Origin of the sequence: Pseudomonas sp., from assembly GCF_050739935.1 — a bacterium.
GTDB lineage: Bacteria > Pseudomonadota > Gammaproteobacteria > Pseudomonadales > Pseudomonadaceae > Aquipseudomonas.
In genome coordinates, this window is record NZ_JBOICF010000018.1 from 1 (window position 1) to 13613 (window position 13613).

Genomic DNA, 13613 nt, shown 5'->3' on the forward strand with positions numbered 1-13613 from the left:
CTCGTCAGGGCTAAGGGCATTTCGATATGACAATGGATATCAAGACGGCGCTGGGCCGGGTCGTGAATCAACTGGACCTGAGCACCGACGAAATGCGCGACGTCATGCGCGAAATCATGACTGGCCAATGTACCCAAGCGCAGATCGGCGCATTCCTGATGGGCATGCGCATGAAAAGCGAGACCATCGACGAAATCGTCGGCGCAGTCTCGGTCATGCGTGAGCTGGCGGACCAGGTTGAACTCAAAACCCTGGATCGAGTGGTCGATATCGTCGGTACCGGCGGCGACGGCGCGAACATCTTCAACGTGTCCACGGCTGCCTCGCTGGTCATCTCCGCGGCTGGTTGCACGGTGGCCAAGCACGGCAACCGTGCTGTCTCGGGGAAAAGCGGCAGTGCCGACCTGCTGGAAGCGGCGGGTGTCTATCTGAACCTGACACCGGTGCAAGCGGCGCGCTGCATCGATAGCGTCGGCATCGGTTTCATGTTCGCCCAATCCCATCATCAGGCGATGAAACACGCTGCAGGTCCGCGCAAGGACCTGGGCCTGCGTACGCTGTTCAACATGCTCGGCCCGCTGACCAACCCAGCGGGCGTGAAGCATCAGGTAGTGGGCGTATTCAGTCAGGCCTTGTGCCGTCCGCTGGCTGAAGTTCTGCTTCGCCTGGGCAGCAAACATGTGCTGGTGGTTCACTCTCAGGATGGTCTGGACGAGTTCAGCCTGGCCGCGCCTACTTTTGTCGCTGAACTGAAGAACGGCGAAGTCACCGAATACTGGGTACAGCCGGAAGATCTGGGCATGAAGAGCCAGAGCCTGTTCGGTCTGGTGGTCGACAGTCCGCAGCAGTCTCTTGAGCTGATTCGCGATGCGCTGGGCCGCCGTAAGACCGAGAACGGTCAGAAGGCTGCGGAAATGATTGTGCTCAACGCGGGCGCTGCGCTCTATGCTGCAGACCATGCCTCTTCGTTGAAAGAGGGCGTGGAACTGGCCCACGACGCGCTGCATACCGGCCTCGCCCGGGAGAAGCTGGAAGAGTTGGGCGCCTTTACTGCGGTATTCAAACAGGAGAACGAAGGATGAGTGTGCCGACGGTACTGGAAAAGATTCTGGCCCGTAAGGCCGAAGAGGTCGCGGCGCGTCGCGCCAGCGTCAGCTTGTCCGAGCTGGAAACCCTGGTCGCTACCGCCGATGCGCCTCGTGGTTTTGCCAATGCCTTGATAGAGCAGGCCAAGCGCAAGCAGCCGGCGGTCATTGCCGAGATCAAGAAGGCTTCGCCGAGCAAGGGCGTGATTCGCGAGAATTTCCAGCCTGCTGAAATTGCCAAGAGTTACGAAGCGGGCGGCGCGACTTGCCTGTCGGTGCTGACCGACATCGACTTCTTCCAGGGCGCCGATGCCTATCTGAAAGAAGCCCGTGGCGCATGCAAGCTGCCGGTCATCCGCAAGGACTTCATGATCGACCCTTATCAGGTTGTCGAAGCCCGCGCGCTGGGCGCCGATTGCATCCTGCTGATCGTTTCGGCGTTGGACGATGTGCAAATGGCCGAACTGGCCGCCGTCGCCAAAGCCAACAAGCTGGATGTGCTGGTCGAAGTGCACGACGGCGATGAGCTGGAGCGCGCACTGAAGACCCTCGATACGCCATTGGTCGGCATCAATAACCGTAACCTGCATACCTTCGAGGTAAGTCTGGAAACGACGCTGGACCTGCTGCCGCGTGTTCCTCGCGATCGTCTGGTGATTACCGAAAGCGGCATTCTCAACCGTGCCGATGTCGAGCTGATGGAAATCAACGAGGTGTATTCCTTTCTGGTCGGCGAAGCGTTCATGCGCGCCGAGAAGCCGGGCGTGGAATTGCAGCGGCTGTTCTTCCCGGAGAAGGGCACCGCCATCAAATCCAGTAGCCTTGATTGACTGAATCTGGATGTTCACGGCCCCAAACTGTGAGAGCGAATTTATTCGCGAAGGGTCCTTACATCCGGTGCATTTCTATCGAATGTACGACCGATTCGCGTGTGAACTCGCTCCCACAGCCACAGATTGATTCGCGGCCGCGAGTGCATCCGATAACAGGCATCTTCGACCTGAGGGATTTTGCATGAGCGTCATCGACATCTGCGTCGAAGCCGGCCTCAAGGCCGAGCAGGATCTGTTGGCCTCGGTCTGTGCCGGGGATGCCGATTACGGGCTGCTGTTCTGGCGGCCCAGCGATCACGCGCTGGTCATGCCGCGCCGCCTCAGTCGTCTTGCGGGTTTCACGGAAGCCAGTGAGACCTTGGCCGACATGGGCTGGCCGGTGCTGCTGCGTGAAAGCGGCGGCGAGCCGGTTCCCCAATCGCCCGCCACCGTGAACATCGCCCTGGTCTATGTGCAACCCAAGTCCGATCTTGATCGCGACCGCATCGAAAAAGCCTACCTGCGTTTGTGTCAGCCGATGCTTGATGTCTTGAGCGAGTTGGGTGGCGCCGCTTCATTGGGTGAAGTTGAAGGGGCATTCTGCGACGGGCGTTTCAACGTCAATCTCGATGGACGAAAGATGGTCGGCACTGCTCAGCGCTGGCGCCAGAGTCAGGGCGGAAAACGACCGGTGGTCTTGGCCCATGGCGCGATGCTGCTGGATAACGAGCGGGTCGCCATGGTCAATGCCGTTAACCGCTTCAATGAGATGTGCGAGGTTGAGCAGCGTTGCCGCGCCGAGAGCCACATCGCGCTGCATGAGTTATTCGTCGCAGGGGATTTTCTCGAGCGCCTGGGCGAGCGTTACGCCGAAGTATTCGCCCGGTTGTAATCGCCGTCAGCGCGTGCCGAACACCACCATGGTCTTGCCGCGCACGTGAACCAGCTTCTGTTCCTCCAGCGATTTGAGTACGCGCCCGACCATTTCCCGCGAACACCCCACGATCCGGCCGATTTCCTGACGGGTGATCTTGATCTGCATGCCATCGGGGTGAGTCATGGCGTCTGGCTGCTTACACAGGTCCAAAAGGCTCCGGGCCACCCTTCCCGTCACGTCAAGAAATGCCAGATCGCCTACCTTGCGCGTGGTATTGCGCAGCCGTTCGGCGATCTGGCCACCCATCGCGTACATCAACTCGGGATCATGCTGACTCAGTTCGCGGAATTTGGTGTAGCTGATCTCGGCCACTTCGCACTCGGTCTTGGCGCGAACCCAGGCACTGCGCTCTGAGCCAGTGCTCGCTTGCTGGAACAGCCCCAGTTCGCCAAAGAAATCACCACTGTTGAGGTAGGCGACGATCATCTCGCGGCCGTCGGTGTCTTCGATCAGAATCGTGACCGAACCCTTGATGATCAGGTACAGCGAATCGGATTGCTCGCCCGCGCAAATGATGTTGCTCTTGGCAGCGCAGCGTTTTCTTTGTGCGTGAGGGAGAAGTTTGTCGACCAGTTTCACTTTGTTCGGTGGGGTCATGGCAACCATGGGTGTATCCCGTAAAAAGCTGCGCCCTGGGGCATTCCTATAGGTATCGGCAGTATTTCCGATTTATCACAGCCAGGCAGCGGCAATTCGCCATTTTTTCAGATATTTCCTACATTTCTATCGCTTCTTGCGCTTTTCGGTCCACCCAGTGACATCGCGACCCTGTGCTAAGCTGGCCGCCTTTTTTCAAGCATTGGAGTCCTGGGGATGAAAGCGCGTATTCAGTGGGCGGGTGAAGCCATGTTCCTCGGCGAGTCGGGCAGCGGTCACGTTGTCGTGATGGACGGGCCGCCCGAGAGCGGAGGCCGCAACCTGGGTGTGCGCCCGATGGAGATGGTGCTGATCGGCCTGGGCGGTTGCAGCAACTTCGATGTGGTCAGCATTCTGAAGAAAGCGCGCCAGCCGATCGAAAGCTGCGAAGCCTTCCTGGAAGCCGAGCGCGCCAGCGAAGACCCCAAGGTGTTCACCAAGATCCACCTGCACTTCGTGGTCAAGGGCCGCGGGCTGAAGGAGACCCAGGTCAAGCGCGCCATCGAGCTGTCGGCCGAAAAATACTGCTCGGCATCGATCATGCTGGGTAATGCTGGCGTTGAAATCACCCACGATTACGAAATCATCGAGCTGGGTTGATTCTGCAAACAAAAAAAGGCGCCATCTAGGCGCCTTTCTTATATCTGTTCTCAGCAGCAACCTGAGGCTCTGTGGGAGAGAGCTCGCTCACAAGGACAATATTCATCCCCTTGAGATGCTGCGACTGTACGCAAAACCTGTGGGAGTGAATCTTTCACGAGAGGCCCGTGCACGCGACGCATCCCCTTTGCCTGATCTTTTTCGCGAATGAATTCGCTCCCACAGTTAGCACGCCAAATCGCCTATCAAATCCGATACGTGCTCTTGGTCATGACCTTGGCCAGTACGCTCATGCCGAACTTGACTGGCGCCGGGAAGCGGAAGCCGCCTGCCTGAATGGCACCTTCGGCGTGCTGCTCTTCGTCGGTCCGCATCTGTTCCAGAATCGCCCGGGACTTCTCATCCTCGATCGGCAGTTGTTCCAGATGCTCGTTCAGGTGCTTGCAGACCTGATCTTCCGTGGCGGCGACAAAACCCAGGCTGACCCTGTCGCTGATCAGGCCGGCAACCGCGCCAATGCCGAACGACATGCCGTAGAACAGCGGGTTGAGCACGCTGGTATGGCTGCCGAGCTGATGAATGCGTTGCTCGCACCACACCAGATGGTCGATTTCTTCCTCGGCGGCATGCTCCATGGCCTTGCGCACATGCGGCAGCTTGGCGGTCAGGGCCTGGCCCTGATACAGCGCTTGGGCACAGACCTCGCCTGTATGGTTGATGCGCATGAGTCCTGCGACGTGTTTGGTGTCGGTCTCGCTCATCTTGGTGTCAGGTTGAACGATGGCAGGCGAGGGGCGGTGCGAATGCGCGCTGGCCGGCAGCAGCGTTTTCATCGCGGCATCGGCTTGCAGAAGGAAACGATCGATAGGGGAGTAGTGACGTTCGGTAGCCATGGGCACCTCCGGATAAATCCACGGCGGCCAGTCTACCTCAATCAATGTGACGAGGCTTGTCTTGCGTCAGCCCGCCGAAGCCCGTGATAGACGCTCGGCGGGTGTAAGTTGAACCGGACTCAGCCCGGCGGCCAGGTCATTTGGCGCTTGCCCAGTACATGCATATGAATGTGATAGACGGTCTGCCCGCCTTTCTCATTGGTGTTCATGACCACCCGGAAGCCTTCCTCGCAACCTAGCTCCTTAGCCAGACGCTGCGCCGTGAAGATGAGATGACCCAGCAGGCCTTTGTCTTCTTCCGTCACATCGTTCAGGGTGCGGATCGGCTTTTTCGGGATAACCAGAAAGTGGACCGGCGCCTGGGGGGCGATATCGTGAAAGGCCAGCACTTGGTCATCTTCATAGATGATCTTGGCTGGAATTTCCCGGTTGATGATCTTGGTGAACAGAGTCTCCACAACCTTGTTGCTCCGTTTTCGAGGGTGGTGGGCCGAGTGTACTGAGCGTCTCGAGCCACGCCCAGCCGTTTATTAGCCGACGGCGTATCAGGCCGACGTGCGTGACCTGAGGATCGAGCCCCAGATTTTGCGCGTAATCCAGCGGCCAGCAACGCGCGGAAGCCGAATCAGGAAGCGATTCCGCCAGCCTGGGATGATGACTGCACGGTTCCTGTCCAGGGCGCGCACGGTATACAACGCGACCTCCTCGGCGGTCATGGTCTTCTCGTCGGTGAATTTATCCGCATTGAGCTGTGCAGTTTGGAAGAATGATGTTCTCGTCGGGCCGGGACACAGCACCGAAATCTTCACCCCGGTCTTTTTCAGCTCCTCGCGCAGCCCCTCGGAAAAGTGCAGCACGAACGCCTTGCTCGCCGCGTAAGTGCTCATCCAGGGGCCGGGCTGGAAGCCCATGATCGAGGCGACGTTGAGGATTTGACCGCCGCCGTGTACGGCCATCAGATTACCAACGGTATGGCACAGGCGGGTCAGCGCCAGGACGTTCAGGTCCAGCAGGTCCTGCTCCTGCGCCCATTCCTGAGCGAGAAACGGCCCACTGTTGCCGATACCGGCGCAGTTGACCAGCATGTCGATCTGCCGCTCGCCTTCTTCCAGCTCCAGCAGAAAACCCGACAGGCGCAGAGGCTCACCCAGATCACAGGCTCGGAAAAGCACCTCGACGCCGAAACGTTGGGTAAATTCGATCGCGATACTTTCCAGCAGGTCCCGATGTCGGGATACCAGAATAAGATTGCGGCCACGGCGGGCCAAGGCTTCGGCCATGGCCAAGCCAATGCCGCTGGATGCGCCTGTGACCAGGGCGTATCGGGTCATGCAGTTCTCCAATGAGCTGTTGCAGGTGTTGAGACAGCGTCCTTGCTGCCAAGCAGTTATTGATCTTCGTCGTTGTCGGATGAATCGCCTGCATCTGCAGGATCTACAGGAACGGCCGGTTGCGCGGCGTCGTCAGAATCGTCGTCATAGGGCAGGGTCTGTTCGTACTCGCCGGTCGTGGCCCGGACTTCCTCTTTGACCTTCTGTACGCCGCCCATCAGTGCAGCGACGAACACCAGGGCAAGGAAGACCACCCACAGTGCCGCGAGGATCTTCACCGACCTGCTGTTCTGTGGCGGCGGTGCACCGTAGCGGTTAGGCCCGGCATTGCCGGGAACGACCATCATCAAGAGCGGGAAAAAACCGCCAACCACCGGCACCAGATTCAAAAGCAGCAGCCAGGCTGACCAACCTGCGTCATGCAGGCGCTGCGCTCCCATTTGAATACTGACCACGATAAACGCAACGACCATCACCGTCCCAAGCAGTCCACCGGCAATCAGCGACATGCTCAAGACCCCCAAACACAGCGCCGCGAGCAGCATCGCCACAAAGCTCAGAACCATGGTCCAGGCCAGGTAACGCAATCGGCCGATGCGACCCTGAATGGTGAACACCTTCAGCTCTGCCTCTGCTGGCCAGTCGTCGGCGACCGAAGCTCGTGGAGGTGCATAAGGCGACGCAGCAGGTTCGGACGCCGGTCTGGCCGGTGCAGGTTCTTCGATCTCTTCAAGGGTCCAGGCGACCGGTTGTTCTGGCTCGACCCGGGCTTCAACCCCCGCGTCGTTCAGGGCTTTCAAGTACCGTTGCGCATCTTCCCAGGTCAGGCCGCGTTTGACAGTCGATGGCTTGCCGGTGAACAGGCGGTCCATTGCGGACACTTCACTCTTGAACAGCTGCGCGAGATTCAGCCGCGCGGTTTCCAGGTCCACGCCCGTTCGCAGCTGTCCTTCGAAAACGATCTTGAAGTGCTCGGCCATGCTTGGCTTCCTTGTCTTGGATTGGATGCGGCTCTTGAAGCTGAGGTCAGAACGGCTTGACTACCACCAGAATGACGATCGCCAGCAGGATCAACACAGGGATTTCGTTGAACCAGCGATAGAACACGTGGCTACGACCGTTTTCGCCACGGGCAAAGCGTTTGACCTGCGCGCCACACATATGGTGGTAGCCGATGAGAATGACCACCAGCGTCAGCTTGGCGTGCATCCAGCCCTGCTGAAGAAATCCTGGGGTGAGTGTAATCAGCCAGATGCCGAAAACCAGTGTGGCGATCATAGCGGGCCCCATGATTGCGCGATAAAGCTTGCGCTCCATGGTGCAGAATCGCTCACGGCTTGCGGCGTCTTCGCTCATGGCGTGGTAAACGAACAAGCGAGGGAGATAAAACAGGCCGGCGAACCAGCAGACGATGGAAACGATGTGCAGCGCTTTTATCCATAGATAGAGCATTTTGGTTTTTTCCAGGATCACAGTGGCGCAAATAGTAGTGGCTTGTGTGCCCGTACGTCACGTTCACGGTTGTCCCACAGGCGCTGGACTCATATTATCAGCGGCTTTCCAGTGGTTTCGTTGAGGGGCAGGTTATGGTCAAGGTCGGTATCGTCGGTGGCACGGGTTACACCGGCGTCGAGTTGCTGCGTCTTCTGGCACAGCATCCAGAGGCTGAAGTGGTCGCGATCACTTCGCGCTCCGAGGCAGGTTTGCCAGTGGCCGACATGTATCCGAACCTGCGCGGCCACTACGACGGCCTGGCGTTCAGCGTGCCGGACGCGAAAGTGCTGGGCGCCTGTGACGTAGTGTTTTTCGCTACCCCCCATGGCGTCGCTCATGCCTTGGCAGGCGAACTGCTGGCTGCGGGAACCAAGGTCATCGACCTGTCGGCTGATTTCCGTCTTCAGGACCCGATCGAGTGGGCTAGTTGGTACAACCAGCCCCATGGCGCGCCGGAGCTGCTGACTGAAGCGGTTTACGGGCTGCCCGAAGTCAACCGCGAGCAAATCAGAGGCGCTCGACTGATCGCTGTACCGGGCTGCTATCCAACGGCCACGCAACTGGGCTTTCTGCCGCTGCTTGAAGCTGGCTTGGCCGATCCGATGCGTCTGATCGCTGACTGCAAATCCGGCATCAGCGGCGCCGGCCGTGGAGCTAGTGTTGGTTCGCTATATTCCGAAACCAGTGAAAGCTTCAAGGCATACGCAGTAAAAGGGCACCGTCATTTGCCGGAAATCAGCCAGGGCCTGCGTCGTGCAGCGGATGGCGATGTTGGCCTGACCTTCGTGCCGCACCTGGTGCCAATGATTCGCGGCATACACGCGACCCTATATTCGACCGTGGTCGACAAGTCGGTTGATCTACAGGCGCTGTTCGAAGAGCGTTACGCCAACGAGCCGTTCGTCGATGTAATGCCTGCGGGTAGCCATCCCGAGACGCGGAGCGTACGCGGCGCCAATGTCTGCCGCATCGCAGTCCACCGTCCGCAGGGCGGCGATCTGGTGGTGGTATTGTCCGTAATCGACAACCTGGTCAAAGGTGCATCGGGCCAAGCGGTTCAGAACATGAACATCATGTTCGAACTGAACGAGCGTCTGGGCCTGTCCCACGCGGCTCTGTTGCCTTAAAGCAGCGTCGGGCGGTAGGTTGCAAGCTTCGAGCACGATCACGTGCTTTTCACTCGCAGCTTGTCGCTCGCAACTCATGGCTGCTTTCAGAATAGTTGACCGATTTACTAGGACAAGCGGATAATGCGCGTCGTTACGCATTATGACGGCTTAGCGCCGGGAGATATTGAGCATGAGCGTTGAATCCTTCACTCCTACGGCTCTGGAATTCACGCACGGTGCAGCGCACAAAGTGAAAACCCTGGTCGACGAAGAGGGCAATGATCGTCTGAAGTTGCGTGTATTCGTGACAGGCGGTGGCTGTTCCGGTTTCCAGTATGGTTTTACCTTCGATGAAGATGTGGCCGACGATGACACCATTGTCGAGCGCGAGGGGGTAAGTCTGGTTGTCGATCCTATGAGCTTCCAGTATCTGGCAGGCGCAGAGATCGATTATCAGGAAGGTCTGGAAGGCTCTCGTTTCGTGATCAAGAACCCGAATGCCGCGACTACCTGCGGTTGCGGTTCCTCGTTCTCGATCTGAAGTTCTGGTTGTAAACCAGAAAAAAATGCCGCGCATATGCGCGGCATTTTGCATTCTGGCTGACGATTACGCGGGGTAAATAGCACCCAGAACGCGCAAGCCCGCCGCGCCAGTGACGCTGGGACGGTTGGCCGGAACGCTCTCAAGGGCGCAGTGCGCAAGCCAGGCGAAGGCCATCGCTTCTACCCAATCGGGATCAACGCCGAATTCTGCGGTGCTGGACACCTTGGTATTCGGTAGCAGGGCAGCCAGACGAGCCATCAATGCCTTATTGTGAGCGCCGCCGCCGCAAACCAGCAGTTCCTTGGTTTGCGCCTGAGCCGATTGCAATGACTCGGTAATGCTCAACGCGGTCACTTCCAGCAGCGTTGCCTGCACATCTTCTGGTTTCAAAGTCGGCAGCTGGAACATGTGGTGATGCACCCAGCCGAGGTTGAACACTTCACGGCCTGTACTCTTCGGACCCTTGGTCTGGAAGAAACGGTCGCTGAGCATCGACTTGAGCAAGGCAGGATTGACCGTACCGCTTTCACCCCAGGCGCCGTCCTTGTCGTAGCTCAGGCCACGCTGGGCTTGAATCCATGCGTCGAGCAGAACGTTGCCAGGGCCGGAGTCGAACCCGGAAACCGGCTTGTCGATCTCGATCAGGCTGAGATTGCTGAACCCGCCGACATTAAGGACTGCCCGGTAGTCCTTGTTATCGTCGAACAGCGCTTCATGGAACGCCGGCACCAACGGGGCGCCTTGGCCGCCCGCAGCGATGTCACGCTTGCGGAAGTCGCTGACGACGGTAATCCCGGTCAATTCGGCAAGCAGGGCAGGGTTGCCGATCTGCACGGTAAAGCCGCGCGATGGTTCATGACGGATGGTCTGGCCATGGCTGCCAATGGCGCGAATTTCGCCCGCCAATACGTTGTGCTTGTCCAGGAGTGCTAATACGCCCTGAGCGGCTAGACGCACCCATTTCTGCTCGGCGATCCCGGCGCGGGCCAACTCGTCGGGGCCGCTGGCGCAAAGCCCCAGCAGCTCGGCGCGCAGGTCGTCGGGCATGGGGATGTAGTGGGTGCCGCGCAGACGTGGTCGGTCATCCTGTTCTACGAGTGCGAAGTCGAGCCCGTCAAGGCTGCTTCCAGACATTACACCTACATATAAATTCATAGGTCAGCGCTTACTCGAGGCCAGCATGGTGGCCTTTTCCTGGTCCATGCGTGCCATCAAAGGTTGGCTTTCCTGCATGAACCGCTGTTTTTCGGACTTGGCGATCGGGTCTGCCATCGGCAGCTTCTGACCCAGCGGGTCAACGTGAACGCCATTTACCTGGAACTCGTAATGTACATGCGGACCTGTCGAAAGGCCGGTTGTTCCAATATAGCCGATGACTTGGCCTTGCTTGACGCTGGAACCGTTTTGAATGCCTTTGGCAAAACCTTGCATGTGGCCATACAGCGTGCGGTAGGTTTCGCCGTGCTGGATGATCACAGTGTTGCCATAGCCCCCACGGCGGCCGGCCAGGATAACCTTGCCATCGCCCGTGGCCTTGATCGGCGTGCCGCGAGGTGCAGCATAGTCGATGCCTTTGTGAGCGCGGATCTTGTTCAGGATCGGATGTTTGCGACCCATCGAGAACAGCGAGCTGATGCGGGCGTATTCCACTGGGGTGCGGATGAACGCTTTGCGCATGCTGTTGCCGTCGGCGGTGTAGTAATTGGTGTTGCCTTGTTTGTTGGTATAACGCACGGCGGTGTATGTCTTGCCGCGGTTGGTGAAGCGGGCGGATAGAATGTTGCCGGTGCCGACAGTCTTGCCATTGACCACTTTCTGCTCGTAGATCACGTCGAATTCGTCACCCTTGCGGATGTCCTGAGCGAAGTCCACGTCGTAGCCGAAGATATTGGCCATGTCCATGGTCATGCTGTGGCTCAGGCCTGCGCGCTGCGCCGATTGCGACAGTGAGTTACTGATCACTCCGTGGACATAGGCTGTGCGTACGTTTGGTTTGCTCACGTCGCGGGTGAACGTGTAACCCTTGTCGGTTCTGGAGAGGCTGATGCTTTCCAGATCGGTGAGCTTGCTGTGCAATTGCTTGAGCTTGCCCTCGGGTGAAAGCTCGAATTGAAGGATCTGGCCGTTTTTCAAGTGGCTGAATTGCTTGGCCTGCTTGTCGCTGGCAATCACTTCATGAACGGCGGCCGCTGGGAGCCCGACCTTCTCGAACAGCGTAGAAAGCGTGTCGCCCTTGGAAACCACGACTTCTCTGTGAGTCGGGGTCTTGGCGGCGCTGGCGACTTCCTGTTGAGGTGCAGCCTTTTCAGATGTGGCCGCGGGTGCGGTTTCGGCGGTGTCTTCAGGCTCGTCAGTGCTGTTGTCGATCTGTGCGAATGGAGAATTTGTGGGGGATTCTGTGGCCTGAGGCTGTTCTTGAGCGTCTTCCTGTTGCTTGAGTTGGTCGACCGGAGTTTCCAGCTCAAGGCTAAGGTTGGTTTTTTTGGCTTCGACATCACTGGATGGAAAAACCAGAAGAGCCAGGCTCAAAAGGGCTGCGATACCGCTGGCAGCGAGCAGGTGGCTCTTCGGATAAAGCGGAGGCGCTTTAGGCGGAGTGTCGTTCATAGGTAATTTTGACTTTGAAAAAAGATGAAATGGAAAAGATGAATGACATGATGAAGATGAAATAACTGAATAAAATATAACCAAATCCTGCCCGAGGCAAGTCTGCGTTCGGATCGTTCCCTGATTCGATGGCCTTCTGTTGCCGGAACTTGTATTTGGTCGGCGATCTTGTATGGTTGTTTCCCTTTGAAATAAGGCATTGCGGGGCTGAAATGAAGTCGGTTGAAGAGCAGTTAGCGCTGATCAAGCGTGGCGCAGATGAACTCCTGGTCGAGTCCGAACTGGTCGCGAAGCTTAAGCGTGGTCAGCCATTGCGCATCAAGGCCGGTTTCGACCCTACGGCGCCTGACCTGCATCTGGGGCACACGGTGCTTATTAATAAGCTTCGTCAATTCCAGGAGCTGGGTCATCAGGTGATCTTCCTGATCGGCGACTTCACCGGAATGATCGGCGATCCGAGCGGCAAAAGCGCCACTCGTCCGCCGCTGACCCGTGAGCAGGTCCTCGACTATGCCGAGACCTATAAGGCTCAGGTGTTCAAGATTCTCGATCCGTCTAAGACCGAGGTGGCATTCAACTCCACCTGGATGGATCAGTTGAGTCCTGCCGATTTCATCCGCCTGTCCTCCCAGTACACCGTTGCGCGCATGCTCGAGCGCGATGACTTCGACAAGCGCTACAAGTCCAATCAATCCATTGCCATTCATGAGTTCCTGTATCCGCTGGTCCAGGGCTATGACTCGGTCGCATTGCGCGCCGATGTCGAGTTGGGCGGTACCGACCAGAAATTCAACCTGCTGATGGGGCGCGAACTGCAGCGTGCTTATGGTCAGGAGGCGCAGTGCGTGCTGACCATGCCGTTGCTCGAGGGACTGGACGGCGTCAAGAAGATGTCCAAGTCGCTGGGTAACTATGTGGGTATCCAGGAAGCGCCAGGGATCATGTACAGCAAGCTGGTTTCCATTCCTGACGCGCTGATGTGGCGTTACTTCGAGCTGCTGAGCTTCCGCTCCATGGAAGAAATTAACGCCTTCAAGGCTGATTGCGAGGCGGGTGCGAATCCGCGTGATATCAAGATCAAGCTGGCCGAAGAAATCGTTGCGCGTTTTCATGGCGAAGAGGCTGCGGCGACGGCGCACCGTTCTGCGGGGAACCGCATGAAGGATGGTGAGCTGCCTGAAGATCTGCCGGAGCTATCTGTGTCGGGTGCTGAAGACATGCCGATCGCTGCTGTCCTTAATAAGGCAGGCCTGGTCAAGAACTCTGCGGTCGCACGTGACCTGCTGGCTTCCGGCGGTGTGCGTATAGATGGCGAAGTAGTTGATCGCAGTTTCATCTTCAAGATTGGCGCGACCCACGTTTGCCAGGCTGGGAAGAAGGCTTTCGGCCGTATCACTTTGAATTTGGAATAAAGTCTAAATAAGTGCTTGACGCCCCGCTGAATCTCTCTATAATTCGCCCCACTTCCGGCGCAGACGAAACGGAAAACTCCTTGATAATCAAAGAGTTGGACGAAGTAAGCAGCGAGGAAGAGCTTAGATTCAGATGCCTGGATCGGCAGCGGT

General features: G+C 58.0%; 15 protein-coding genes. 7 read left to right on the forward strand and 8 right to left on the reverse strand.

Features of this window, described 5'->3' with window-relative positions; translation table 11 throughout:
* Positions 1 to 32: 32 nt before the first annotated feature.
* The 3 genes from trpD to ACRER8_RS02260 all read left to right on the forward strand — a co-directional run bounded on the left by trpD (position 33) and on the right by ACRER8_RS02260 (position 2789).
* Positions 33 to 1082 (forward strand): anthranilate phosphoribosyltransferase, encoded by a 1050-nt coding sequence (gene trpD, locus ACRER8_RS02250; protein WP_431744734.1) that lies wholly within the window; start codon positions 33 to 35, stop codon positions 1080 to 1082.
* Complete coding sequence (gene trpC / locus ACRER8_RS02255; RefSeq protein ID WP_431744735.1) at positions 1079 to 1915, forward strand: indole-3-glycerol phosphate synthase TrpC; 837 nt, start codon at positions 1079 to 1081, stop codon at positions 1913 to 1915. Before trpD ends, trpC begins: the two co-directional genes overlap by 4 nt.
* 184 nt (positions 1916 to 2099) lie before the next feature.
* Positions 2100 to 2789, forward strand: coding sequence for a lipoate--protein ligase family protein (locus ACRER8_RS02260; RefSeq protein WP_431744736.1), 690 nt, complete (start codon positions 2100 to 2102; stop codon positions 2787 to 2789).
* Between the two features lie 6 nt (positions 2790 to 2795).
* Here ACRER8_RS02260 and crp read toward each other — a convergent pair whose 3' ends face one another.
* On the reverse strand, positions 2796 to 3440 hold the full coding sequence (gene crp, locus ACRER8_RS02265) for a cAMP-activated global transcriptional regulator CRP (protein WP_431744737.1): 645 nt from the start codon (positions 3438 to 3440) through the stop codon (positions 2796 to 2798).
* A 207-nt stretch (positions 3441 to 3647) separates the two neighbouring features.
* Here crp and ACRER8_RS02270 point away from each other — a divergent pair, with 207 nt between their 5' ends.
* Positions 3648 to 4070 (forward strand): OsmC family protein, encoded by a 423-nt coding sequence (locus ACRER8_RS02270; RefSeq protein WP_431744738.1) that lies wholly within the window; start codon positions 3648 to 3650, stop codon positions 4068 to 4070.
* 245 nt (positions 4071 to 4315) lie between these two features.
* Here the strand turns inward: ACRER8_RS02270 and coq7 are convergent, their stop codons facing one another.
* The 5 genes from coq7 to hemJ form a co-directional block, all read right to left on the reverse strand.
* The gene (gene coq7 / locus ACRER8_RS02275; protein ID WP_431744739.1) at positions 4316 to 4963 is read right to left on the reverse strand and encodes a 2-polyprenyl-3-methyl-6-methoxy-1,4-benzoquinone monooxygenase; all 648 of its coding nucleotides are present in this window, start codon (positions 4961 to 4963) and stop codon (positions 4316 to 4318) included.
* A 119-nt stretch (positions 4964 to 5082) separates the two neighbouring features.
* Positions 5083 to 5421, reverse strand: coding sequence for a histidine triad nucleotide-binding protein (locus ACRER8_RS02280; RefSeq protein WP_431744740.1), 339 nt, complete (start codon positions 5419 to 5421; stop codon positions 5083 to 5085).
* An 87-nt stretch (positions 5422 to 5508) separates the two neighbouring features.
* Positions 5509 to 6294, reverse strand: a complete 786-nt coding sequence (locus tag ACRER8_RS02285) for an SDR family NAD(P)-dependent oxidoreductase (RefSeq protein WP_431744741.1) — start codon at positions 6292 to 6294, stop codon at positions 5509 to 5511.
* Between the two features lie 56 nt (positions 6295 to 6350).
* Complete coding sequence (locus ACRER8_RS02290) at positions 6351 to 7274, reverse strand: DUF805 domain-containing protein (protein ID WP_431744742.1); 924 nt, start codon at positions 7272 to 7274, stop codon at positions 6351 to 6353.
* 46 nt (positions 7275 to 7320) lie between these two features.
* Positions 7321 to 7746, reverse strand: a complete 426-nt coding sequence (hemJ, locus tag ACRER8_RS02295) for a protoporphyrinogen oxidase HemJ (RefSeq protein WP_431744743.1) — start codon at positions 7744 to 7746, stop codon at positions 7321 to 7323.
* A gap of 134 nt (positions 7747 to 7880) precedes the next feature.
* On the opposite strand from hemJ, the gene argC reads away from it, so the two are divergent.
* Both argC and erpA read left to right on the forward strand, forming a co-directional pair.
* Positions 7881 to 8915 (forward strand): N-acetyl-gamma-glutamyl-phosphate reductase, encoded by a 1035-nt coding sequence (argC, locus tag ACRER8_RS02300; protein WP_431744744.1) that lies wholly within the window; start codon positions 7881 to 7883, stop codon positions 8913 to 8915.
* Between the two features lie 172 nt (positions 8916 to 9087).
* Positions 9088 to 9438: an iron-sulfur cluster insertion protein ErpA gene (gene erpA / locus ACRER8_RS02305; protein ID WP_431744745.1), complete on the forward strand. Its 351-nt coding sequence runs from the start codon at positions 9088 to 9090 to the stop codon at positions 9436 to 9438.
* Positions 9439 to 9504: 66 nt separating this feature from the next.
* Here erpA and ACRER8_RS02310 read toward each other — a convergent pair whose 3' ends face one another.
* Both ACRER8_RS02310 and ACRER8_RS02315 read right to left on the reverse strand, forming a co-directional pair.
* On the reverse strand, positions 9505 to 10596 hold the full coding sequence (locus tag ACRER8_RS02310) for an anhydro-N-acetylmuramic acid kinase (protein WP_431744746.1): 1092 nt from the start codon (positions 10594 to 10596) through the stop codon (positions 9505 to 9507).
* A 3-nt stretch (positions 10597 to 10599) separates the two neighbouring features.
* On the reverse strand, positions 10600 to 12048 hold the full coding sequence (locus ACRER8_RS02315; RefSeq protein ID WP_431744747.1) for a peptidoglycan DD-metalloendopeptidase family protein: 1449 nt from the start codon (positions 12046 to 12048) through the stop codon (positions 10600 to 10602).
* A 212-nt stretch (positions 12049 to 12260) separates the two neighbouring features.
* On the opposite strand from ACRER8_RS02315, the gene tyrS reads away from it, so the two are divergent.
* Positions 12261 to 13460 carry a tyrosine--tRNA ligase gene (tyrS, locus tag ACRER8_RS02320; RefSeq protein ID WP_431744748.1) on the forward strand — a complete coding sequence of 400 codons (1200 nt, stop codon included), beginning with the start codon at positions 12261 to 12263 and terminating at the stop codon, positions 13458 to 13460.
* Positions 13461 to 13613 lie beyond the last annotated feature (153 nt).

What these genes read in the sequence shown, in the direction of transcription:
- erpA (WP_431744745.1), top strand. Translation starts at nt 9,088, where the DNA reads ATGAGCGTTGAATCCTTCACTCCTACGGCTCTGGAATTCACGCACGGT.
- crp (WP_431744737.1), bottom strand. Translation starts at nt 3,440, where the DNA reads ATGGTTGCCATGACCCCACCGAACAAAGTGAAACTGGTCGACAAACTT.
- hemJ (WP_431744743.1), bottom strand. Translation starts at nt 7,746, where the DNA reads ATGCTCTATCTATGGATAAAAGCGCTGCACATCGTTTCCATCGTCTGC.
- ACRER8_RS02260 (WP_431744736.1), top strand. Translation starts at nt 2,100, where the DNA reads ATGAGCGTCATCGACATCTGCGTCGAAGCCGGCCTCAAGGCCGAGCAG.
- trpD (WP_431744734.1), top strand. Translation starts at nt 33, where the DNA reads ATGGATATCAAGACGGCGCTGGGCCGGGTCGTGAATCAACTGGACCTG.
- ACRER8_RS02315 (WP_431744747.1), bottom strand. Translation starts at nt 12,048, where the DNA reads ATGAACGACACTCCGCCTAAAGCGCCTCCGCTTTATCCGAAGAGCCAC.
- ACRER8_RS02310 (WP_431744746.1), bottom strand. Translation starts at nt 10,596, where the DNA reads ATGAATTTATATGTAGGTGTAATGTCTGGAAGCAGCCTTGACGGGCTC.
- argC (WP_431744744.1), top strand. Translation starts at nt 7,881, where the DNA reads ATGGTCAAGGTCGGTATCGTCGGTGGCACGGGTTACACCGGCGTCGAG.
- ACRER8_RS02285 (WP_431744741.1), bottom strand. Translation starts at nt 6,294, where the DNA reads ATGACCCGATACGCCCTGGTCACAGGCGCATCCAGCGGCATTGGCTTG.
- ACRER8_RS02290 (WP_431744742.1), bottom strand. Translation starts at nt 7,274, where the DNA reads ATGGCCGAGCACTTCAAGATCGTTTTCGAAGGACAGCTGCGAACGGGC.
- coq7 (WP_431744739.1), bottom strand. Translation starts at nt 4,963, where the DNA reads ATGGCTACCGAACGTCACTACTCCCCTATCGATCGTTTCCTTCTGCAA.
- ACRER8_RS02270 (WP_431744738.1), top strand. Translation starts at nt 3,648, where the DNA reads ATGAAAGCGCGTATTCAGTGGGCGGGTGAAGCCATGTTCCTCGGCGAG.
- tyrS (WP_431744748.1), top strand. Translation starts at nt 12,261, where the DNA reads ATGAAGTCGGTTGAAGAGCAGTTAGCGCTGATCAAGCGTGGCGCAGAT.
- trpC (WP_431744735.1), top strand. Translation starts at nt 1,079, where the DNA reads ATGAGTGTGCCGACGGTACTGGAAAAGATTCTGGCCCGTAAGGCCGAA.